Source organism: Massilia sp. UYP32 (assembly GCF_050434365.1).
GTDB lineage: Bacteria > Pseudomonadota > Gammaproteobacteria > Burkholderiales > Burkholderiaceae_D > Telluria > Telluria timonae.
Genome location: NZ_JBNDIK010000012.1, coordinates 1 through 21,632 on the forward strand (window position 1 = coordinate 1; position 21,632 = coordinate 21,632).

Annotated in this window: 13 protein-coding genes; 2 read left to right on the forward strand and 11 right to left on the reverse strand. The window is 65.8% G+C overall.

The window, feature by feature from the left end:
* Window positions 1-459: 459 nt before the first annotated feature.
* The 11 genes from ahpF to ABIB42_RS10965 all read right to left on the reverse strand — a co-directional run bounded on the left by ahpF (window position 460) and on the right by ABIB42_RS10965 (window position 16,539).
* Entirely contained in the window at window positions 460-2,028 is a 1,569-nt protein-coding gene (ahpF, locus tag ABIB42_RS10915) for an alkyl hydroperoxide reductase subunit F (RefSeq protein ID WP_005662711.1), read from the reverse strand.
* 103 nt (window positions 2,029-2,131) lie between these two features.
* The gene (gene ahpC, locus ABIB42_RS10920; protein ID WP_005662712.1) at window positions 2,132-2,695 is read right to left on the reverse strand and encodes an alkyl hydroperoxide reductase subunit C; all 564 of its coding nucleotides are present in this window, start codon (window positions 2,693-2,695) and stop codon (window positions 2,132-2,134) included.
* 235 nt (window positions 2,696-2,930) lie between these two features.
* Window positions 2,931-4,142, reverse strand: coding sequence for a hybrid sensor histidine kinase/response regulator (locus ABIB42_RS10925; RefSeq protein ID WP_071361826.1), 1,212 nt, complete (start codon window positions 4,140-4,142; stop codon window positions 2,931-2,933).
* Window positions 4,139-4,744, reverse strand: a complete 606-nt coding sequence (locus ABIB42_RS10930) for a chemotaxis protein CheB (RefSeq protein ID WP_005662714.1) — start codon at window positions 4,742-4,744, stop codon at window positions 4,139-4,141. Before ABIB42_RS10930 ends, ABIB42_RS10925 begins: the two co-directional genes overlap by 4 nt.
* Window positions 4,741-5,532, reverse strand: a complete 792-nt coding sequence (locus tag ABIB42_RS10935; RefSeq protein ID WP_051205044.1) for a CheR family methyltransferase — start codon at window positions 5,530-5,532, stop codon at window positions 4,741-4,743. The genes ABIB42_RS10930 and ABIB42_RS10935 overlap by 4 nt, the downstream gene beginning before the upstream one ends.
* A gap of 35 nt (window positions 5,533-5,567) precedes the next feature.
* Window positions 5,568-9,050: a response regulator gene (locus ABIB42_RS10940; protein ID WP_219864812.1), complete on the reverse strand. Its 3,483-nt coding sequence runs from the start codon at window positions 9,048-9,050 to the stop codon at window positions 5,568-5,570.
* A gap of 174 nt (window positions 9,051-9,224) precedes the next feature.
* Window positions 9,225-11,762, reverse strand: coding sequence for an excinuclease ABC subunit UvrA (uvrA, locus tag ABIB42_RS10945; protein WP_429248318.1), 2,538 nt, complete (start codon window positions 11,760-11,762; stop codon window positions 9,225-9,227).
* Window positions 11,763-11,840: 78 nt separating this feature from the next.
* Complete coding sequence (locus tag ABIB42_RS10950; RefSeq protein WP_429248319.1) at window positions 11,841-13,088, reverse strand: glycosyltransferase; 1,248 nt, start codon at window positions 13,086-13,088, stop codon at window positions 11,841-11,843.
* A gap of 17 nt (window positions 13,089-13,105) precedes the next feature.
* On the reverse strand, window positions 13,106-13,642 hold the full coding sequence (locus ABIB42_RS10955) for a pyridoxamine 5'-phosphate oxidase family protein (protein WP_429248320.1): 537 nt from the start codon (window positions 13,640-13,642) through the stop codon (window positions 13,106-13,108).
* Between the two features lie 134 nt (window positions 13,643-13,776).
* Window positions 13,777-14,259, reverse strand: a complete 483-nt coding sequence (locus ABIB42_RS10960) for a DUF1854 domain-containing protein (protein WP_184240356.1) — start codon at window positions 14,257-14,259, stop codon at window positions 13,777-13,779.
* Window positions 14,260-16,539 carry an ABC transporter ATP-binding protein gene (locus tag ABIB42_RS10965; RefSeq protein WP_083415320.1) on the reverse strand — a complete coding sequence of 760 codons (2,280 nt, stop codon included), beginning with the start codon at window positions 16,537-16,539 and terminating at the stop codon, window positions 14,260-14,262.
* A 295-nt stretch (window positions 16,540-16,834) separates the two neighbouring features.
* On the opposite strand from ABIB42_RS10965, the gene cphA (ABIB42_RS10970) reads away from it, so the two are divergent.
* Both cphA (ABIB42_RS10970) and cphA (ABIB42_RS10975) read left to right on the forward strand, forming a co-directional pair.
* On the forward strand, window positions 16,835-19,003 hold the full coding sequence (gene cphA / locus ABIB42_RS10970; RefSeq protein ID WP_429248321.1) for a cyanophycin synthetase: 2,169 nt from the start codon (window positions 16,835-16,837) through the stop codon (window positions 19,001-19,003).
* A gap of 23 nt (window positions 19,004-19,026) precedes the next feature.
* Window positions 19,027-21,606: a cyanophycin synthetase gene (gene cphA / locus ABIB42_RS10975; RefSeq protein WP_429248322.1), complete on the forward strand. Its 2,580-nt coding sequence runs from the start codon at window positions 19,027-19,029 to the stop codon at window positions 21,604-21,606.
* The last annotated feature ends 26 nt before the right edge of the window (window positions 21,607-21,632 follow it).

A 21,632-nucleotide genomic window follows, 5' to 3' on the forward strand; every position in this document is an offset into this window, starting at 1 on the left:
GAGAAAGATTGGAAGATGCCACAGCGTACCTGGAAGCAGGCTGCCAACCAGTTCGCCATCATGTTCGGCGAGCGCTTCACGAACGCGATTATCTAACTACGAATTCTGGCCCCGCACACAGAATTTCTGACAGGTCCAATTCTCGACAAGGTTTAGTCCTACAACCCGACGGATATTTGACCGATGCCGGGTGTCCAGCTAGACATTTACTATTGTGACCATCATTCACCTATCCGCCATCTTCAGGAGAACCATCATGTCGCGCCGCCCTATGACCTGGACCGCAGTCCACCTGGCCCTTGCCAGCGCGGCCACCTGGTTCCTGCTGGAGTCCGGCGCGCTGTCGTCGGCCTTGCTGTTCTCGTTCCACTAATTCTCACTGCATAAAAAACGCCGCCTTCCCAAGGGAAGACGGCGTTCATTTCCTCGACATGGCGGGCCGCGTGGCCCTCCCGGTCATCAAGCAGCTTTCTGCTCTTCCTCTTCCACCGGCAGGCGGATCAGGTGGTCAAAAGCGGCCAGCGATGCCTTGGCGCCCTCGCCCACGGCGATCACGATCTGCTTGAACGGCACCGTGGTCACGTCGCCGGCGGCGAACACGCCCGGCAGCGAGGTGTGGCCGCGGGCATCGACTTCGATCTCGCCGTGCGCGGACAGGTCGATCGTGCCCTTGAGCCATTCGGCGTTCGGCACCAGGCCGATCTGCACGAACACGCCTTCCAGGTCCAGCTTGTGCAGCTCACCGGTATTGCGGTCCTTGTAGCTCAGGCCGTTGACGATCTTGCCGTCGCCGTGGATCTCGGTGGTCTGGGCCGACTTGATTACCTTGACGTTCGGCAGCGAGTACAGCTTGCGCTGCAGGACCGCATCGGCGCGCAGTTCATTGCCGTATTCGATCAGGGTCACTTCCTTGACGATGCCCGCCAGGTCGATCGCCGCCTCGACGCCGGAGTTGCCGCCGCCGATCACCGACACGCGCTTGCCCTTGAACAGTGGGCCGTCGCAGTGCGGGCAGTACGCCACGCCGTGGTTCTTGTACTCCTTCTCGCCCGGCACGTTGATCTCGCGCCAGCGGGCGCCGGTCGCCACGATCACGGTCTTCGACTTGAGCACCGCGCCGCTCTCGGTATGCACCTCGATCATCTTGCCGCCCACCAGCTTGCTGGCGCGCTGGGTGTTCATGATGTCGACGTCATATTCCTTGACGTGTTCTTCCAGGGCGACGGCGAATTTCGGACCGTCGGTGGCCTTGAGCGACACGAAGTTCTCGATCGCCAGCGTATCGAGCACCTGGCCGCCGAAGCGGTCGGCCAGCACGCCGGTACGGATGCCCTTGCGAGCTGCGTAGATCGCGGCTGCCGCGCCGGCGGGGCCGCCGCCGACGATCAGCACGTCGAATGGGTCTTTCTGGCTCAGTTCCGCAGCCTTGCGCTCACCGCCCTTGACGTCGATCTTCGACAGGATCTCTTCGACGTTGGTGCGGCCCTGGCCGAAATGCTGGCCGTTCAGGAACATCATCGGCACGGCCAGGATCTGCTTGTCTTCCACTTCCTTCTTGAAGACGCCGCCATCGATCGTCACGACCTTGATGCGCGGGTTGATGACCGACATCGTGTTCAGTGCCTGCACGACTTCCGGGCAGTTATGGCACGACAGCGAGATGTAGGTCTCGAAAACGTAATCGCCGTCCAGGGCTGCGATCTGGTCGATGACGGCTTGTTCCAGCTTGATGGTGTGGCCGCCGACGTGCAGCAGGGCCAGCACCAGCGAGGTGAATTCGTGGCCCAGCGGAATGCCGGCGAAGCGCACGCCGATATCGGTGCCGACGCGGTTGATCGCGAACGACGGGGTGCGCTCGTTGGCTTCCTGACGCACGGTGATCTTGTCGGACAGGGCTGCGATCTCGTTCAGCAGCTCGTCCATTTCGCGCGATTTTGGCGAATCATCCAGCGATGCAACCAGCTCAATCGGCTGCACCACTTTTTCCAGATAGGCTTGCAACTGTTTCTTGAGGGTTGCGTCCAGCATGATGTTTTTCCTTTTGTTTATTTCACTTAACTTGCACAGACCGGGCGTGCAACGGGCCGCCGCAGCGGCCCGTTCACGGGTGCTACTTAACTACAGGTATTGCTTAGATCTTGCCGACCAGGTCCAGCGACGGGGTCAGGGTTTCTGCGCCTTCGGTCCACTTGGCTGGGCAGACTTCGCCTGGGTGCGAAGCGACGTACTGGGCTGCCTTGACTTTGCGCATCAGTTCCGAAGCGTCGCGGCCGATGCCGTTGTCGTGCACTTCCATGATCTTGATCTGGCCTTCCGGGTTGATCACGAAGGTGCCGCGCAGTGCCATGCCTTCTTCTTCGATCATGACTTCGAAGTTACGCGACAGGACGCCGGTTGGGTCGCCGATCAGCGGGTAGTTCACTTTCTTGATCGCGTCCGAGGTGTCGTGCCATGCCTTGTGAGCGAAGTGGCTGTCGGTCGAGACGCCGTACACATTGACGCCCAGCTTTTCGAATTCCGGCTGGAATGCGGCCAGATCTTCCAGTTCGGTTGGGCAGACGAAGGTGAAGTCTGCCGGGTAGAACATCACCACCGACCAGGTACCCTTGAAGTTCTCTTCGGTCAGGTCGATGAACTTGCCGTTGTGGTAAGCGGTTGCTTTGAACGGCTTGATCTGGGTGTTGATGAGGGACATGTAATCTCCTGTTTGGGGGTTGATGAAACGTATGACAAGCAGTTTACCGCCCTGCTCGTCGTTTGTGAAATTGATTGATTCGATATTCTTGATTGATTTTGGCTATCAGTCAAGTGCGGTCTTGCCGTCCTGATAAAGGAGGGCCTCGAAGCAAACCCGGACAGTGTGTCGTAAATGGCAAGCGGGTGCAACCGGCGTCTCTCCAGGACGCCACATGCACCCGCCTATGGATGGGTCAAACGTCGGCTTCGGCGCACACCGGGACGTCGGTGCACGGCAGCACCAGGCTGAACACCGAACCTTCACCGGGCTTGCTCGTCACGCGCAGTTCGCCGCCGTGCGAGATGGCCAGCTGGCGCGAGATGTACAGGCCCAGCCCCAGGCCTTTCGGCTCGCCATTGCGGGCGCCCCGTTCGTAAGGCTCGAAGATGCGTTCCAGGTCGGACGAAGCGATGCCCTTGCCCTGGTCGCGCACGTCGATCCGCACCATGTCGCCGCTGCGCTCGACGCTGACCTCGACCGGCTGGCCGCAGCCATAGCGCAGCGCGTTGGTCAACAGGTTGACGATCACCTGCTCGACGCGGAATTCGTCCCAGCAGCCGGTCACGCCGTCGTGCGGGCGCAGGGTCAGCGAACTGCCGGTGGTGGCGGCCTGCAGCGACAGGTCGCTCACCACCCGTTCCAGCAGGTTCATCAGCTCGACCTGGGCCGGGCGGATCGACAGCTTGCCGCTGCGCATGCGCGAGACGTCGAGCATGTCGTCGATCAGCCGGATCATCGACTTGATCTGGCGCTCGTCGCGCTGGATCATCGCTTCCATCTGCTGGGCGCCGAAGGCGGCCGTGTTGCCGCGCTTGAGCTGCAGGCTGCGCATCTGCGTTTCCAGGAACAGCGTGTTGAGCGGCGTACGCAGCTCATGCGCCACCAGCGACATGAATTCGTCGCGCATGCGCAGCGAGCGCTGCAGCTCCTGCTGGGTCTGGTTCAGCTCGCGCAGCAGCACCTCTTGCTCCTGCCGGCTCTGTTCCAGCGCCAGCATCTGGCGCCGCGTCTCGCGCCGCTGCTGGTCGAGCGCCACGAAGACGTTGACCTTGCTGCGCACCGCGTCGGCGTCGAGCGGCTTGTACATGAAGTCGACCGCCCCGCTCTCGTAGCCCTTGAAGGCGTAATCGAGTTCGCGCCCGGCGGCCGAGACGAACACGATCGGAATGTGGCGGGTGCGGGTGGTCGAGCGCATCACCTCGGCCAGCTCGAAGCCGTCCATGCCCGGCATCTGCACGTCGAGGATCGCCAGCGCGAACTCGTGCTCGAGCAGCAGCGCCAGCGCCTGTTCGCCGGACCCCGCCTGGTAGATGACGCGCTGGTCATGGCGCAGCAGCGCCTCGAGCGCCTGCAGGTTTTCCGGCAGGTCGTCGACGATCAGTATCTTGCTTGGGTCCTGGTTCATGGGGTCTCCAACAGGGGCAGCACGGTGCGGATGCCGGCCAGCGGCAGCACCAGGTGCGGGGCACAGCGCCGGATCGCCTCTTCGGGCATCGTACTGGCCTGTGCTTCTTCAGGGTCTTGGACGATGGTCAGGCCGCCGCGCTCGCGGATGCGGCACATGCCGTCGGCGCCGTCGTAATTGGCGCCGGTCAACAGTATACCCGCCAACGCCGGACCATACACGTCGGCGGCGGATTCCATCAGTATATCGATCGCCGGCCGGGCGAACTGCACCGGCGGCTCGCAGCTGAGCGAAAAGCTGCGGTCCTGTTCTATCGACAGGTGGTAGCCGGAACCGGCGAAATACACGGTGCCGGGCTGGATCGGTTCCTTGTCCTGCGCTTCGCGCACCGGCAGCGCCGCGCGCATGGCGAACAGCTCGGCCAGGCGGCTGTCGCGGTCCGGCGGCACGTGCAGGATGCAGGTCACGGCCGGGCCGAACCCGGCCGGCAGCGCCGGCACCAGGCCGACCAGCGCGTCGACGCCGCCGGCCGAGCCGCCGATGACGACCATCTCGATCCGGCGCGAACCCATGGCCGCGGCCAGTTGCTGTGCGGGGCTCATGGGGACACCTTGCGGAACAGGCGCTCGCGCTTGGCCAGCGCCTCGAAGCGGTCGGCGTAGCTGGAAAAGTCGATGCTTTCCTTGCTGCCCAGGCCCAGGAAGCCGCGGTGGCACAGCGAGTCGTGGAACAGGCCGAGCACGCGATCCTGCAGGCGCCGGTTAAAGTAGATCAGCACGTTGCGGCAGCTGACGAAGTGGGTTTCCGAGAACACGCTGTCGGTCGACAGGCTGTGGTCGGCGAAGGTCACGTTGTCCATCAGGCTGCGCTCGAACAGCGCGCCGCCATAGGCGGCCGTGTAATAGTCCGAGAACGCGGCCTTGCCGCCGGACTTCTGGTAGTTCTCGGTATACAGGCGCATGCGCTCCAGCGGGAACACGCCGCGCCGCGCCGCTTCCAGCGACTCGGGATTGATGTCGGTCGCATAGATGATGCTGCGCTCGAGCAAGCCCTCTTCCTTGAGCAGGATGGCCAGCGAATACACCTCTTCGCCGGTGCTGCAGCCGGCCACCCAGATCTTGAGCGACGGGTAGGTCTTGAGGAAAGGCGCCACCTGCTCGCGCACCGCCAGGAAGTACTCCGGGTCGCGGAACATCTCGGTGACGGGGATCGTCAGGTATTGCAACAGCTGGGCGAAACCGTTCGGCTCGTGCAGCACCTTCGACTGCAGTTCCGACACCGTGTCGCATTCCATCTCGCGCATGGCGACCAGCACCCGGCGCTTCTGCGAAGCGCCGGTGTAGTCGCGGAAATCGTAGTTGTACTTCAGGTAGACGGCTTCGACGAGCATCCGCAGTTCGATGTCGAAGTCGCTCGGGGGTTGGCTCAAATTCGCTCCAGGGTAGGCATCCAGACCCGCAACAGCGAGTACAGGCGGGAGAGGTCAATCGGTTTGGCCAGGTAATCGTTGGCGCCGGCGGCCAGGCACTGCTCCTGGTCGTCCTTCATGGCCTTGGCGGTGATGGCGATGATCGGCAGGCGGTCGAAGCGGCCGTCGGCGCGAATGCGGCGCGTCGCTTCCAGGCCGTCCATGCCCGGCATCATGATATCCATCAGCACCAGGTCGATCCCCGGCACTTCATCCAGTTTCGCAATCGCTTCGAAGCCATTCCGGCCGACTTCGATCTTCGCCCCGCGCTGCTCCAGCGCGGAGGTCAAGGCGAACACATTGCGCACGTCGTCGTCGACCAGCAGGATGGTGCGGCCTTCGAACACGCGGTCGCGTCCGCGCACCGCCTTGAGCATGCTCTGGCGCTCGGTCGACAGCTCGGACTCCACCTTGTGCAGGAACAGCGTCACTTCGTCCAGCAGGCGTTCCGGCGAGCGCGCGCCCTTGATGATGATCGAGCGCGAATAGCGCAGCAGTTCGGCCTCTTCGTCGCGCGTGAGGTTGCGGCCGGTGTACACGATCACCGGCGGGAACGAGCACAGCTCTTCATGCGACATGCGCTCGAGCAGCTCGCCGCCCTGCATGTCGGGCAGCTTGAGGTCGATGATCATGCAGTCGAAGACTTCGTTCTTCAGGTGCGTGAGCGCCTCGCTGGCGGTGCCCACGGCCGCGATCTCGACGTCGTCGTCGGCGATCAGGGCCACCACGCTCTCGCGCTGGCGCTCGTCGTCCTCGACCAGCAGCACGCGCTTGATCTTCTGGCTCGATTTCTCCTGCAGCTTGCGGAACACGTCCTCCAGCTCTTCGCGGCTGGTCGGCTTCAATGCATAGCCGATGGCGCCCAGGTGCAGCGCTTCGCCGCCGTTCTCGATGCTCGAGATGACGTGCACCGGAATGTGGCGGGTCGACGGATTGTCCTTCAGTTGCTGCAGCACGGTCAGGCCCGAGCGGTCCGGCAGGCGCACGTCCAGCAGCACGGCGTCCGGACGCTGGCTGACGGCCAGCGCCAGGCCCTCGTCGGCGCTCATCGCCACCAGGCAGCGGTAATCAAGTTCGCGCGCCAGGTCGTACAGGATGCGCGCGAACGGCGCCTCGTCCTCCACCACCAGCACGGTGCGGCGGCCGTCGGCCGGCTTGTCGCGGTCGTCCGGGAAGCTGTTGACCGGCTCAAGGCTGGCCGCGGGCGCAGCGGACGCCGGAGCGCTCGGCGCCGGCGCCGGCGTGTAATGCGGCAGCGGGGCCGAGGCGACCGGCAGCTCGGCCGGCGCCGGCACCGCCGGGATCCCGCGCGGCAGGACCAGCGTGAACACACTGCCCTCGTTCGGCGCGCTCGACACGGCCACGCTGCCGCCCAGCAGGCGGGTCAGGTCGCGCGTGATCGACAGGCCCAGGCCGGTGCCGCCGAAGCGGCGGCTGGTGGTGCCGTCGGCCTGGTGGAAGGCGTCGAAGATCTTGTCCTGCTGGTCGGACGCGATGCCGATGCCGGTGTCCTGCACGCGGAAGGCGATGTCGCCTTCAGGCGTGGTCGACACCGACAGGCTGACCGCGCCGACCTCGGTGAACTTCACCGCATTCGACAGCAGGTTCTTGAGGATCTGCTCCATGCGCTGGCGGTCGGTGTGCAGGCTGGCCGGCACGCCGGGATCGACGGCGACCTTGAACTCGAGCTGCTTCTGGCGCGCCAGCGGCTCGAAAGTGCGCGCCAGACCCTCGACCACGCGCCGCACCGGCACGTCTTCCGGCACCAGTTCCAGCTTGCCCGCCTCGACCTTCGAGATGTCGAGGATGTCGTTGATCAGCTGCAGCAGGTCGTTGCCGGCCGAGTAGATCGTCTGGGCGAAGCGCACCTGTTCGTCGGACAGGTTGCCGCTGGTGTTGTCGGCCAACAGCTTGGCCAGGATCAGGGAGCTGTTCAGCGGCGTGCGCAGCTCGTGCGACATATTGGCCAGGAATTCGGACTTGTAGCGGCTCGCGCTTTCGAGTTCGACCGCGCGCTGGTGCAGCTGCTCCTGGGCCGATTGCAGGGCCGAGTTCTTCATGTCCAGGTTCAGCGCCTGCTCGGCCAGCTGGTCGTTGGTGGTGCGCAGCTCGGCCTGCTGGTTTTCCAGCGCCGACTGCGACTCTTCCAGCGCGCGCGACTGTTCTTCCAGCTCTTCGTTGGCGGTGCGCAGCTCTTCCTGCTGCACCTGCAATTCCTCGTTCAGGGTCTGGCTTTCTTCCAGCGCGTCCTGCAGGCGCTGGCGGTACAGCACCGCAGCCATGGCGGCGCCGACCGATTGCGCGATGAAGCCCAGGAACTCGCGGTCGCGCTGCTCCACCGGACGCAGGAAGGCGATCTCGAACACGCCCTTGACCTTGCCGTGGTTGTGGAACGGCGCGATGACCACGGCGCGCGGCGGCGTGTCGCCCAGGCTCGAACTGACCTTGATGTAGTCGGGCGGCAGCTGGTCGAGGACCATCAGGCGGTTTTCTTCGGCGGCCTTGCTGGCCAGCGTGGCGCCCGGCGCGATGATCTCGGCGCGCTCGGTGTCCGTGTGCTTGAAACCATAGGCGCCGATGCGGCGCATCGCGCCGTCGTCGCTGCGCACGTACATGGCGCCGATCACGCCGTCGAGGTACTTCACCACGTAGGGCAGCACGGCCTCGGCCAGCGGCTCCAGGTTGATCTGGCCGGCGCTGCGCACATTGAGTTCGTTCTGGCCGGTGCGCAGCCAGTCCTGGTGGCGCAGCTTGTCGTTGTGCTCGGCCTCGTGCCGCAGCACCTCGTTATAGGTGTCGGACAGGCGCACCAGCTGGCGCCGGCCGAAGGCGGCCAGGCTGCCGCCGACGATCGCGGACAGGAGCAGGAAGGCCGCCACCGACCAGAACGTGGTGCTGCGCGCCGAATCGCTGCGTTCCTGCAGCAAGCGCATCTCGGAGGCCAGCACCAGGTCGAAGTTGCGGCGCATCTCGTCGGTCAGCGCCTTGCCGCGGCCGCTGCTGACCGCATCGATATAGCCGATGTCATTGGCCCGGCGGCGATCGATCATCTCCTGGGCGAAGGCTTCCCACTGCTTCTGGATCTGGGTGATGCGGGTCAGCCGCTCGGCCTGGGCGAGGTTATCCTCGACCAGTTCGCCCAGCGAATCCAGGCTGGACGCCATGCGCTGCCTGGACAGGACGTAGGGAGACAGAAATTCCTCGTCGCCCGCCAGCAGGTAGCCGCGCATGCCCGATTCCATCTCGGCCGACAACTTGCGGATTTCATGGGCGCCGCCGATGACTTTCTGGGAATGCTCGACCCAGGTCAGGCTGTTGATCAGGTAGGCGATGATGCCCACAAACACGATCGCGCTAACAATACTCATGCCCAGCGGCAGCGCGACGTTACGGGTGAGAATGCGGCGAAACTCGCTGTTTTCGATGGTTGGACCGGCCATGCCTGTTGTTCTGTTAGAAAAAAAATATCCTAAGTGTAACGCAAACGTGAAATGTCGCGCACACGAAAGCGGCACGGTCGTGCGTAAGCGCGTCCCGTCTGGCGAAGGAACGATCTTATCAAAATGCACACAAAACCGGCGCACCGCTCGGCTCGCCGGTTTCTATCACTTTCATTAAATTATCTGCGCAGCCAGGTAGCGCGCAGTGCGACTTTTCTTGTTGCGTGCGACTTCCTGGGGTGGACCGGAAGCCACCACCGAACCGCCTTCGTCGCCGGCGCCGGGGCCGACGTCGATCACCCAATCGCTGCCGGCCACCACCCGCATCGTGTGCTCGACCACGATCACGGTGTTGCCGGCATCGACCAGGCGGTTCAATTGCACCATCAGGCGGTCGGCGTCGACCGGGTGCAGGCCGGTGGTCGGTTCGTCCAGTACATACAGCGCATTGCCGCGTGTCGCGCGCTGCAGTTCGGAGGCCAGCTTGATGCGCTGCGCCTCGCCGCCGGAAAGCTCCGTGGCCGGCTGGCCCAGGCGCAGGTAGTCCAGGCCGACCTCATTGAGTACTTCCAGCGACCGCTCGACGGGCGCCTCGTCCTTGAAGAAGTCGATCGCCTCGCCCACCGTCATGCCCAGCACCTCGGCGATGTTCTTGCCGCGATAGGTCACCTCCAGCGTCTCGGCGTTGTAGCGCGCCCCTTCGCAGGTCGGGCATGGCGCGTAGACGCTGGGCAGGAACAGCAGCTCGACCATCACGAAGCCCTCGCCGGCGCAATGCTCGCAGCGGCCCTTGGCGACGTTGAACGAGAAGCGGCCGGCGTCATAGCGGCGCTTCTTCGCATCCTCCGTGGCGGCAAACAGCTTTCTGACCTGGTCGAACAGGCCGGTATAGGTCGCCAGGTTCGAGCGCGGCGTGCGGCCGATCGGTTTCTGGTCGACCCGCACCAGGCGCCGCACGCCCTCCATGCCGGACACGATGCGGCCCTCGAGCGGCAGTTCCTCGTCGCGTTCCAGGTCCGGCTCGTCCGGCTGCTCGTCCTGCGCCGCGCCGCCCTGCCCCAGGGCCTGGCCCACCAGTTCGACCAGCACCTGGCTCACCAGGCTCGACTTGCCGGAGCCCGACACGCCGGTCACGCTGGTCAGCACGCCGAGCGGGAAAGCGACTTCCAGGTCGTTCAGGTTGTTGCGGTGGATGCCCGCGAGCTTCAGCCAGCCGGTGGGTTCGCGCGGGGTGCGCTGGGGCGGCGGCGCTTCGCCGAACAGGTAGCGCCGGGTCTGCGACTTCTCGACCTTGCGCAGCCCGTCCGGCACGCCGCTGTACAACACCTGGCCGCCACGCTCGCCCGCCAGCGGGCCGACGTCGACCAGCCAGTCGGCCTGCCGGATCACGTCCAGCGCATGCTCGACCACGAACAGCGAGTTGCCGGCCGCCTTCAGCTGGGCCAGCGCGTCGAGCAGGGCTTCGGTGTCGGCCGGGTGCAGGCCGCTCGATGGCTCGTCGAGCACGTACACCACCCCGAACAGGCTCGATCGCACCTGCGTCGCCAGGCGCAGGCGCTGCAGCTCGCCCGGCGACAGGGTCGGCGTGCTGCGCTCCAGCGCCAGGTAGCCCAGGCCCAGCGCCAGCAGCACTTCCAGGCGCGCGGCCAGGTCGGCGGCAATGCGGCGGCGCACGATCAGCTGCTCGTTGTGCAGGTGGCCGTCGTCCTTGTCCTTGCCCTGTGCGTAGGGCTGGAGCAGCTCTGCCAGGCGCGCCAGCGGCAGGCGCGAGATCTCGGCGATATCATGGCCGGCGAAGGTGACCGACAGCGACTCGCGCCGCAGGCGCTTGCCTTCGCATTCCGGACAGGCGGTGCTGACCATGTAGCGCGCCACGCGCTTCTTCATCGAGGCGCTTTCGGTATTGGCGAAGGTCTGCATCACGTAGCGCCGCACGCCGGTGAAGGTGCCCTGGTAACTGGGTGTGTCCTTGCGCTTCAATGCCGCCTTCGTTTCCTTCGGGCTCAGGCCGGCGTACACCGGCACCGTCGGGCTCTCGTCCGTGTACAGGATCCAGTCGCGGTCCTTCTTCGGCAGCTCGCGCCATGGAGTGTCGACGTCGTAGCCGAGCGTGACCAGGATGTCGCGCAGGTTCTGGCCATGCCAGGCCGGCGGCCAGGCGGCGATCGCCCGCTCGCGGATCGTGAGGCTGTCGTCCGGCACCATCGAGTGTTCGGTCACGTCGTAGATGCGGCCCATGCCCGAGCAGCGCGGGCAGGCGCCTTGCGGGGTGTTGGGCGAGAAGGATTCGGCATACAGCAGCTCCTGCCCTTTCGGATAATCGCCGGCGCGCGAATACAGCATGCGCAGGGAATTGCTCAAGGTGCTGACGCTGCCGACCGACGAGCGCGCGGTGGGCGTGCCGCGCTGCTGCTGCAGGGCGACGGCCGGCGGCAAGCCTTCGATCTCGTCGACCTCGGGCACCGGCATCTGGTGGAACAGGCGGCGCGCATAGGGCGAGACCGATTCCAGGTAGCGCCGCTGGGCTTCGGCGTACAGGGTGCCGAAGGCCAGCGACGACTTGCCCGAGCCGGACACGCCGGTGAACACCACCAGCTGTCCGCGCGGGATGTCGAGGTCGACGTTCTTCAGATTGTGTTCGCGCGCGCCGCGCACATGGACGTAGCCGTCTTCGGCCATGTTTTTTTTCTTGTTGGAAGTTTTGTTGGGCATCTGCCCTCCGGCATCATCGAGAAAGCCTCATTGGACGCCTGCCATCGCCCGACGTCGGTGCGCTTGCCAACAATGCGGTCAAGCCAGGGTTTCCAGACGCGCACAGACCCCATCGACGCCGCCCTGCCCCGCGAAGCGCGCGGCGAGCGCGGCGCTCTGCGCCGCGACCTGCGGGTTCCCGACCACGCGCTGCAAGGCCTTCGCCATGCGCGCCGGCGTGACGCGCGCCGCATGCAGGCTGGCGCCGGCGCCCATCGCCACCACCCGCGCCGCATTGTCGAACTGGTCGTGGGCCAGCGGCACCACCAGTTGCGGCGTGCCCGCGCGCAAGGCTTCGGCCGTGGTGCCGATGCCGCCGTGATGGACCAGGGCCGCCACATGGGGCAGCAAGGCCTTCAACGGGACGTATTCCTGCCAGCAGATGCTGGGGGCGAGCGTGGCCGGCAACTGTTCGACGTGCGGCGTCAGGAACACCGCGCGCAGGCCGAGTTTGGTCACCGCCTGCGCCGCCGCTTCGAAATAGCCGCGCGCCTGGCGGTTGCCGGTGCCGGGCGTGAACACGACCGGCGGCGCGCCGCCGTCAAGAAACGCGCGCAGCTCGACGCTCGGCGCGGCATTCGGGTCCGGGTCATAGAGCGGGAAGCCGGCCTGGTAGAGCGGCCGGGGCCAATCCGGTGGCGGCGCGGCGAACCAGTCGGGGAACAGGGCCAGCGACAGGTCGGGGATGGACGGGATGGTATTAACCATGCTGTCGACTTGCGGCAAGCCCCGTGCCACGCGCGCCGTGTTCAGGCTGGGCAGCGCCACCGGATCGAGGAAGCGCGCCGCCAGCGCACGCCACAGCCAGCGGCGCGCGCCATGCGGCACCCAGGTGGGCACCGGCCAGGGACCGAGCAGCAGCGGATCGTGCACCGTCGGCAGGTTGGAGGGCGCCAGCCAGGCCGCCGCGATCTTCAGGCCGGGACAGGCATGGCGGCACAGGTCGGCTTCCGGCAAGGCCAGCGGATGCACCAGCAGCACGCGCCGCTCGTTCGGCTGTTTGCGGGCGAGCGCCTCGACCACCCGCGGCAGCTGCGCCATCGCCGGCCGCGTCGCTTCCCACACCACGGCAAGGCCGCGGGTGGCGTGCCACAGGTCGGGATGGTCGAGCACCGCCATGTCGGCCGGCAAACCGTGGAAAGTGAGCCCGGCCGCCTCGACATATTGCGCATGCTGCTGCGGGCCGAGGAAATCGACCCGGTTGCCGCGCTCGCGCAGCGCGCGGCCGATCCAGAGGAAGGGAAACAGGTCGCCGGCCGAGCCGATCGTCGCCAGGATGAAATGCACCCGCCCTCCTCTTTATATTAGAAGGACAGTGTACCTTCGATCGAATCATCGAGCGTCTTGCCGATCACTGCGCCAACCGCCACCTTGACGCCGGCCACCGCGTCGCCGTGCTTGTTGTCCCAGTAATAGCCGGCCCTGGGCGTGATCTTGATGACGGTGATGCGCGGATCGTCCTCGCCCTCGGTGAACCAGGTCTTGAGCATCGAGTTCCACAATTGCTTGATGCGCGCCTTGTCTTGCGAGATCTCGGCGTGGCCGTCCAGTTCCAGGAAGCCCGAATGCTTGCCCGACTGGAAGAACAGCTTGACGCTCGGATTGGCCTGCAATTCCTGGTTCTTGTGGCTGTCGATGCTGCTGAGGAACCAGATGGCGCCGGCGTCGTCGGTCTCGCGCACGCTCATCGGACGCACGCCGCGGCTCGGGCCCTGGCCATTGCCGGTGCAAAAGAAGCACGAATCGGCGTCGTCGATCATGTCCTTGATGCGCTCGATCGCGTCCACGCCGGCCAGGTCGCGGCGGTTTTCTTCGGGTTGGTTGCGGTTGATGGAATCCATTGTCTTCTCCTGAGAGCATGGCCATGTGGCCGATGAGGAGACTGTAGCCGGATCGTCAACGCGGGTATGTGGGTGGCCGAACGCTGGATAGACGAACTGTCCAGCGCCCGGTTCAATACAGGTTCACAGCAGACTTACAAAAAGCGGTCGAGGATCTTGCGACTGTGCTTGTCGATCTTGAACATATCGCGCACCAGGAAGTTGATGCCGTGGTTGTCCGCCACCAGCAGCGACGCTTCGCCGATGCGGCGGATGTCCTCGTCCACCTTCAGCACGAATTCGGTGTCGCCGCGGTCGGTCTTCACGAACCAGGTGCAGGGGGTGGCGAAGCTCGACACGTCCATGATGGCCAGGATCTCGGGAATGAACTCGCGGCCTTCGATTTCCTCGCGGATCAGGGTGCGGATCGTGTCCGGCATGTCGGCCAGGTCGTCGATCCAGGCGACTTCCTTGCCGCCGTCGCGCACCAGCGAGATGCCCTTGGTCGGCGCCTGGATCGGGAAGGCGCGCACCGGCGTCACGCCGACCCATTCCTCGCCGTTTTCCAGGGTGATGACGAGTTTGCCGAAGCTGTCGCGGCGCAGCTGGAAGGCCGTATTCAACGTAGTCGATGTCATTTATGCGTCCTTGTCGTCCAGGTCCTGGTCCACGTTGCGCGCCTGCGCTTCGTACAACCGGTGGTAAGCGCCTTCGCGCGCCATCAGCTCGTCGTGACTGCCCTCTTCGACCACCACGCCGCGGTCCAGCACCACCAGGCGATCGGCCCGGTGCAGGGTCGACAGGCGGTGCGCGATGGCGATCGTGGTGCGGCCCTGCACCAGGTTGTCGAGCGCCTTCTGGATTTCTTTTTCGGTTTCCGAGTCCACCGACGAGGTCGCTTCGTCCAGGATCAGGATCGGCGGATCGATCAACAGCGCGCGCGCGATCGAGATGCGCTGGCGCTCGCCGCCCGACAAGCCCTGGCCGCGCTCGCCGACCATCGAATCGTAGCCCTGCGGCAGGCGCAGGATGAATTCGTGGGCGTGGGCAGCGCGCGCCGACGCGATGATCTCTTCGCGCGTTGCGTTCGGTTTGCCATAGGCGATATTCTCTGCGATCGTGCCGAAGAACAAGAACGGCTCCTGCAGCACCAGGCCGATGTTGCGGCGGTAATCGGCCACGGCAAACGAGCGGATGTCCTGGCCATCGAGCAGGATCGCGCCTTCGGCCACGTCGTAGAAACGGCAGATCAGGTTGACCAGCGTGCTCTTGCCCGAACCGCTGTGGCCCACCAGACCGACCATTTCGCCGGCCTTGATCTTGAGCGAGATGCCGCGGTTGACCGCGCGGTTGCCGTAACGGAAACCGACTTCGCGCAGCTCGATATTGCCCTCGATCTTGTCGACCTTCACCGGATTGACCGGGTCCGGCACGCTCGAGACGTGGTCGAGGATGTCGAAGATGCGCTTGGCGGCCGAGGCCGATTTTTGCGTCACCGACACGATGCGGCTCATCGAATCCAGGCGCACGTAGAAACGGCCGCTGTAGGCGATGAAGGCCGACAGCGTGCCCACCGTGATGTCGCCGCGCGACACCTGCCAGATGCCGAAGCACCAGATCACGAGCAAGCCGAGTTCGGTCAGGAAGGACACGGTCGGCGAGAACAGCGACCACACCCGGTTCAGCTTGTCGTTGACCGCCAGATTGTGCTTGTTGGCTTCGCGGAAGCGGGCCGCCTCGCGCTTTTCCTGGGCAAAGGCCTTCACCACCCGGATGCCGGGGATGGTGTCGGCCAGCACATTGGTCACCTCGCCCCAGACGCGGTCGATCTTTTCGAAGCCGGTGCGCAGCTTGTCGCGCACGATGTGGATCATCCACGCGATGAACGGCAGCGGCAGCAGGGTCACCACGGCCAGCCACGGGTTGATGGTAAACAGGATGAGGCCCGTCATGATGATCATCAGGACGTCCGACAGGAAGTCGAGCAGGTGCAGCGACAGGAAGACGCAGATCCGGTCCGAGCCGCTGCCGATACGCGCCATCAGGTCGCCGGTGCGCTTGCCGCCGAAAAATTCGAGCGACAGCCGCATCAGGTGTTCATAGGTGGTCGAGCGCAGGTCCGCGCCGATGCGTTCGGACGCCAGCGCCAGCACATAGGTCTTGGCCCAGCCCAGCAGCCAGGCCAGCAGTGCGGCGCCGAACAGGCCGCCCATGTATAAATAGACAAGACTGGTGTCGATCGCCTGCCCGTTCTGGTACGGGATCAGGACATTGTCCATCAGCGGCATCGTCAGGTACGGCGGGATCATGTGCGCGCCGGTCGAGCCCAGCATCAGCAGGAAGCCCAGCAGCAGCTGCCCTTTATAGGGCTTGGCGAAGCGCCACAGGCGCAGCAAGGTCCAGGTCGACGGCGGCGTATGCAGCACTTTTTCGCAGATCGGGCAGTCTTCCTGGTCCGGCTCGAGCGGTGCCTTGCAACTTGGACAAGTGTGCTGGTCGGGCGGCAGCACGGGCACGCCGGTGGCCACGCTATGGACCTGGTCGCGGAACTGGTCGGCGACGCGGATCGCGTGCAGGTTCTGGCCCAGGGTGAAGCGCCAGGCGGCCAGTAATCCGCCTTCGTCGACCAGCTCGAGATGCCCGACGCCGGCGTGGTCATGGTGGCGCAGCGCGGTGCCGGCGCGGTGCGGCCAGTCACGCCACGCGGTCTCGCCCGGCGCGCGCGCCAGCAGGCGGCGATTCGTCACCAGCAACAGGCCTTTTGAAAAATGTAATTTCGCGTCGAGGTCAACCTCCACGCTGCTTAAAACGTTTTCCCCTGGTGCAAGCTGTTTCGCGACGTCACTTTGCCACCGTTCAGGTACGGAACTGGCGGCTACCGCAAGCGACGGTGGAATAGCAGGTTGTTGAGTTGTCATGTATTGCGCCCTATAACAGGCTTTTGTTCTCTAAGGGTGGACATGGCGCCGAACCGGCGATGCACAAGGACCGTCGTTACGCCGTTGCGTGAAACGCTCCACAGAGCGCTAGAACGTTTGTGCGTATCGTTTGGATGACACGAGAAACGTGTTAGTAGGAATGTTGCGGCGCAGCAGGCCGGCAAGTGTACCTGTATTCGGCGGGTCGCGGCCGCTTTCGGCACCGTTTTGAAAGTCGGGCAGACAAGGACAAGTCGCCAGCGCAAGAGAGGCGCCAGGTGGCAAAAGTGATTACATGACCAAGAAGAATGACATCAAATTCCTGCGCGTGAGCTACCTGCGCGGACCGAATATCTGGACCTACCGTCCGGTACTCGAGGCCTGGCTCGACATCGGCGAGCTGGAAGACTACCCCTCGAACCTTCTTCCCGGCTTCACCGAGCGCCTGATCGCCTGGCTGCCCGGATTGGTCGAGCACCACTGCGGCGTCGGCTACCGCGGCGGCTTCCTGGAGCGCCTGCGTGACGGCACCTGGGCCGGCCACATCCTCGAACACATCGTGCTCGAGGTGCAGAACCTGGCCGGCATGAAGACCGGCTTCGGCAAGACCCGCTCGACCGGCGAGCACGCCATCTACAAGATGGCCTTCCGCACCCGTGATGAAACGGTCGGCCGCGCCGCGCTCGACGTCGCCCACCGCCTGATGATGGCCGCGATCAACGACGAGCCGTTCGACCTTTCCAGTGAAGTCGCGCGCCTGACCGACATGGTCGACCGTCACTGCCTGGGTCCGTCCACCGCCCACATCGTGGACGCCGCCACCGATCGCCGCATCCCCTCCATTCGCCTGACCGACGGCAACCTGGTGCAGCTCGGCTATGGCGCGGACCAGCGCCGCATCTGGACCGCCGAGACCGACCGCACCAGCGCGATCGCCGAAGGCATCGCCAGCGACAAGGACATGACCAAGTCCCTGCTCGCCTCCTGCGGCGTGCCGGTGCCGGAAGGCGCGATCGCGCGCAGTCCGGACGACGCCTGGGAAGAAGCCCAGGACATCGGCCTGCCGGTCGTCGTGAAGCCGATCGACGCCAACCACGGCCGCGGCGTGTCGCTCAACCTGATGACCGAGGCCGAGGTCAAGGCCGCCTACACCATCGCGTCGCTGGAGGGTGAGAGTAAATCCGTGCTGGTCGAGCGCTATGTCACGGGCAACGAACACCGCCTGCTGGTGGTCGGCCGCAAGGTGGTCGCTGCCGCGCGCGGCGAATCGGTCTGGGTGACGGGCGACGGCCGGAGCAACGTGGCCGCGCTGTGCGACGCCCAGATCAACATCGACCCGCGCCGCGGCGAGAGCGAGGAATTCCCGCTCAGCCCCGTCAAGCCGCGCGAGAGCGAAGAAAACCAGCTGCAGCTGCAGCGCCAGGGCCTGACCCCTGATTCGGTTCCGCCCGAGGGCCAGAAAGTGCTGATCCAGGTGAACGGCAACGTCGCCGACGACGTGACCGACCTGGTGCACCCCGACGTCGCCCACGCCGCCGCCCTGGCCGCGCGCATCGTCGGCCTGGACATCGCCGGCATCGACCTGGTGTGCGAAGACATCTCGCGTCCGCTCGAGGAACAGCGCGGCGCCGTCATCGAAGTCAACGCCAGCCCGGGCCTGCTGGCCCACATGAAGCCGGCCAGCGGCACAGCGCGCAACGTCGGCAAGGACATCGTCGACCACCTGTTCGCCGAGGGCGAAACGGCGCGCATCCCGGTGGTCGGCGTGACCGGCTCGAAGGGCTGCAGCCTGATCACGCGCCTGGTCGGCTGCCTGGTCAACATCACGCGCAAGGAAGTCGGCGTCGCCAACGGCGAAGGCCTGTACCTGAACGCGCGCGCCATCTCGCACCGCGATTCGACCGGCGTCGAAGCGGCCCAGCGCATCCTGATCAACCGCAACGTGCAAACCGCCGTGTTCGAATCGAACGCGCGCTCGATCCTGCAAGAAGGCCTGCCCTACGACCGCTGCACGGTCGGCGTGGTGACCGACATGAACGGCATCGAGGACGTGGCCGAGTTCTACGTGCGCGACGAGGATGCGATGCGCAACGTGATCCGCAGCCAGGTCGACGTGATCCTGCCGGACGGCGTGGCGGTGCTGAACGCGGCCGACGGACGCGTCGCCGGCCTGGCCGAGCTGTGCGACGGCAGCGTGATCTATTACGCCGCCGACGAGACCAACCCGATCCTGGCTGCGCACCGCCAGAACGGCGAACGCGTCGTGTTCGCGCGCGAGGGCCGCATCGTGCTGGCTGCGGGCGAACAGGAAACGCCGCTGATCGCGCTGTCGGCGATGAAGCCGTCGACCGTGAAGTACCCGGAAAACGTGCTGGCGGCAGTGGCGGCCGCATGGGCCCTCGGCGTGCCGAGCGACCTGCTGTGCGGCGGACTGCGCGCCTTCGACGCGACGCCGAAGAAGTAATCCCTCATAAAGGAAGACGGTTTATGGAAGTATCTCGCGTACGGGCCCTGCGTGGCCCCAATCTCTGGAGCCACCACACCTCGGTCGAGGCGATCGTGGCGTGCACGCCGGAGGAAGCATCGATCGACGGCCTGGCCGGTTTCGAAGCGCGCCTGCGCGTGCGCTTCCCGCAGATGGGCGCCCTGCAACCCTATGGACATAACGACACGGTGCCGCTGGCGCAGGTGCTGGAACTGGTGGCGCTGACGCTGCAGGCCGAAGCCGGCTGCCCGGTGACCTTCAGCCGCACCACCGCCACGCTGGAAACCGGCATCTACCAGGTCGTGGTCGAATACAGCGAGGAAGACGTCGGCCGCCTGGCTTTGGCCCTGGCGCAGCAACTGATCCAGTCGGCGCGCGACGACACCCCGTTCGACCTGGCCGCCGCGCTCAAGCAGCTGCGCGATCTTGACGAAGACGTGCGCCTGGGCCCATCGACCGGCTCGATCGTGCAGGCCGCCGTGGCCCGCAACATTCCGTTTCGCCGCATGACCGAAGGCAGCATGGTGATGTTCGGCTGGGGCAGCCGCCAGCGCCGCATCCAGGCCGCCGAGATCGACGCCACCGGCGCCATCGCCGAGTCGATCGCCCAGGACAAGGAACTGACCAAGAAACTGCTCGACGCGGCCGGCGTGCCGGTGCCGCAGGGCCGCAGCGTGGTCGACCCTGATGACGCCTGGGCCGCCGCCCTGGAAATCGGCCTGCCGGTCGTGATCAAGCCGAAGGACGGCAACCAGGGCAAGGGCGTGACGGTCAACGTCACCACCCGCGAGCAATTGGACGCCGGGTTCAGGGCCGCCAGCGAGTTCCGCGACGACATCCTGGTCGAGCGCTACCTGCCGGGCCACGACTACCGCCTGCTGGTGGTCGGCGACAAGATGGTGGCCGCCGCGCGGCGCGAACCGCCGCAGGTGATCGGCGACGGCAAGCACACCGTGCGCGAGCTGGTCGACGAAGTGAACCGCGACCCGCGCCGCGGCGACGGCCATGCGACCTCGCTGACCAAGATCCGCTTCGACGACATCGCCCTGGGCACCCTGGTGCAGCAAGGGATGAACGCCGACTCGGTCCCGGCCCTGGGCCAGCGCGTGGTCCTGCGCAACAACGCCAACCTGTCGACCGGCGGCACCGCCACCGACGTCACCGACGACGTCCATCCCGAAGTGGCCGAGCGCGCGATCGCCGCCGCCCACATGATCGGCCTGGACATCTGCGGCGTCGACCTGGTGGCCGACAGCGTGCTCAAACCCATGGAAGACGTCGGCGGCGGCATCGTCGAAGTCAATGCCGCGCCGGGCCTGCGCATGCACCTGGCGCCGTCGTTCGGCAAGCCGCGCGCGATCGGCGAAGCGATCATGGACACCCTGTTCAAGGATGGCGACGACGGCCGCATCCCGGTGGTGGCCGTGACCGGCACCAACGGCAAGACCACCACCGTGCGCCTGATCGCGCACCTGCTCACCGCGTCGGGCCTGCGCACCGGCATGACCAACACCGACGGCGTCTACATCGAAGGCCGCCGCATCGACAGCGGCGACTGCAGCGGCCCGCGCAGCGCGCGCAACGTGCTGCTGCACCCGGACGTCGACGCCGCCGTGTTCGAGACGGCGCGCGGCGGCCTGCTGCGCGAAGGCCTGGCCTTCGACAAGTGCCAGGTTGCGGTGGTGACCAATATCGGCGCCGGCGACCACCTGGGCCTGAACTACATCACCACGCTGGAAGACCTGGCCGTGCTCAAGCGCGTGATCGTCCAGAACGTGGCCGTGGGCGGCATGGCGGTGCTCAACGCCGCTGACCCGACCGTGGCGGCGATGGCCGAGAAGACCCGCGGCGAAGTCACCTTCTTCGCCCAGGACGTGAGCAACCCGATCATGGCGATGCACCGCGCCCAGGGCCGCCGCGTCGTGTTCGTCGAGGAAGGTTACCTGGTCGCCGCGCAGGGCAGCTTCGTGGAGCGCATCGACTTGAAGGAAGTGCCGATCACCCGTGGCGGCGTGGTGGGGTTCCAGGTCGAGAACGTGATGGCGTCGGTGGCGGCCGCCTGGGGCGTGGGCACCTCGTGGGACGCGATCCGCCTGGGCCTGAAGACCTTCGTGGGCGAGAGCGACAACGCGCCGGGCCGTTTCAATGTGTTCGACTACCGCGGCGCCACCGTGATCGCCGACTACGGCCACAATCCGGACGCGATCGCCGCGCTGGTCAATGCGGTCGAAGGCATGCCGGCCAAGCGCCGTTCGGTGGTGATCAGCGGCGCCGGCGACCGCCGCGACCAGGACATCCGGCAGCAGACCGAAATCCTCGGCAAGGCCTTCGACGACGTGCTGCTGTACCAGGACCAGTGCCAGCGCGGCCGCGCCGACGGCGAGGTGATCGCACTGCTGCGCGCCGGCCTGGCCGGCGCCACCCGCACCGGGCACGTGGAAGAGATCAATGGCGAGTTCGTCGCCATCGACCGCGCGCTCGACCGCCTGAACGAAGGCGACCTGTGCCTGGTCCTGATCGACCAGGTCGATGCGGCGCTGGCGCACATCACGCGGCGCGTGACCCAGGCCAAGGCGGCCTGAGTCGTCTTGCCGCCGGGGACGGCCAG

Bases quoted from the DNA above. Each gene is read 5' to 3' on its own strand.
- ABIB42_RS10935 (WP_051205044.1), bottom strand. From the start codon at position 5,532: ATGCTCGTCGAAGCCGTCTACCTGAAGTACAACTACGATTTCCGCGAC.
- ABIB42_RS10925 (WP_071361826.1), bottom strand. From the start codon at position 4,142: ATGAACCAGGACCCAAGCAAGATACTGATCGTCGACGACCTGCCGGAA.
- ABIB42_RS10960 (WP_184240356.1), bottom strand. From the start codon at position 14,259: ATGACATCGACTACGTTGAATACGGCCTTCCAGCTGCGCCGCGACAGC.
- ABIB42_RS10965 (WP_083415320.1), bottom strand. From the start codon at position 16,539: ATGACAACTCAACAACCTGCTATTCCACCGTCGCTTGCGGTAGCCGCC.
- cphA (WP_429248321.1), top strand. From the start codon at position 16,835: ATGACCAAGAAGAATGACATCAAATTCCTGCGCGTGAGCTACCTGCGC.
- ahpC (WP_005662712.1), bottom strand. From the start codon at position 2,695: ATGTCCCTCATCAACACCCAGATCAAGCCGTTCAAAGCAACCGCTTAC.
- ABIB42_RS10940 (WP_219864812.1), bottom strand. From the start codon at position 9,050: ATGGCCGGTCCAACCATCGAAAACAGCGAGTTTCGCCGCATTCTCACC.
- ABIB42_RS10955 (WP_429248320.1), bottom strand. From the start codon at position 13,642: ATGGATTCCATCAACCGCAACCAACCCGAAGAAAACCGCCGCGACCTG.
- ABIB42_RS10930 (WP_005662714.1), bottom strand. From the start codon at position 4,744: ATGAGCCCCGCACAGCAACTGGCCGCGGCCATGGGTTCGCGCCGGATC.
- ahpF (WP_005662711.1), bottom strand. From the start codon at position 2,028: ATGCTGGACGCAACCCTCAAGAAACAGTTGCAAGCCTATCTGGAAAAA.
- cphA (WP_429248322.1), top strand. From the start codon at position 19,027: ATGGAAGTATCTCGCGTACGGGCCCTGCGTGGCCCCAATCTCTGGAGC.
- uvrA (WP_429248318.1), bottom strand. From the start codon at position 11,762: ATGCCCAACAAAACTTCCAACAAGAAAAAAAACATGGCCGAAGACGGC.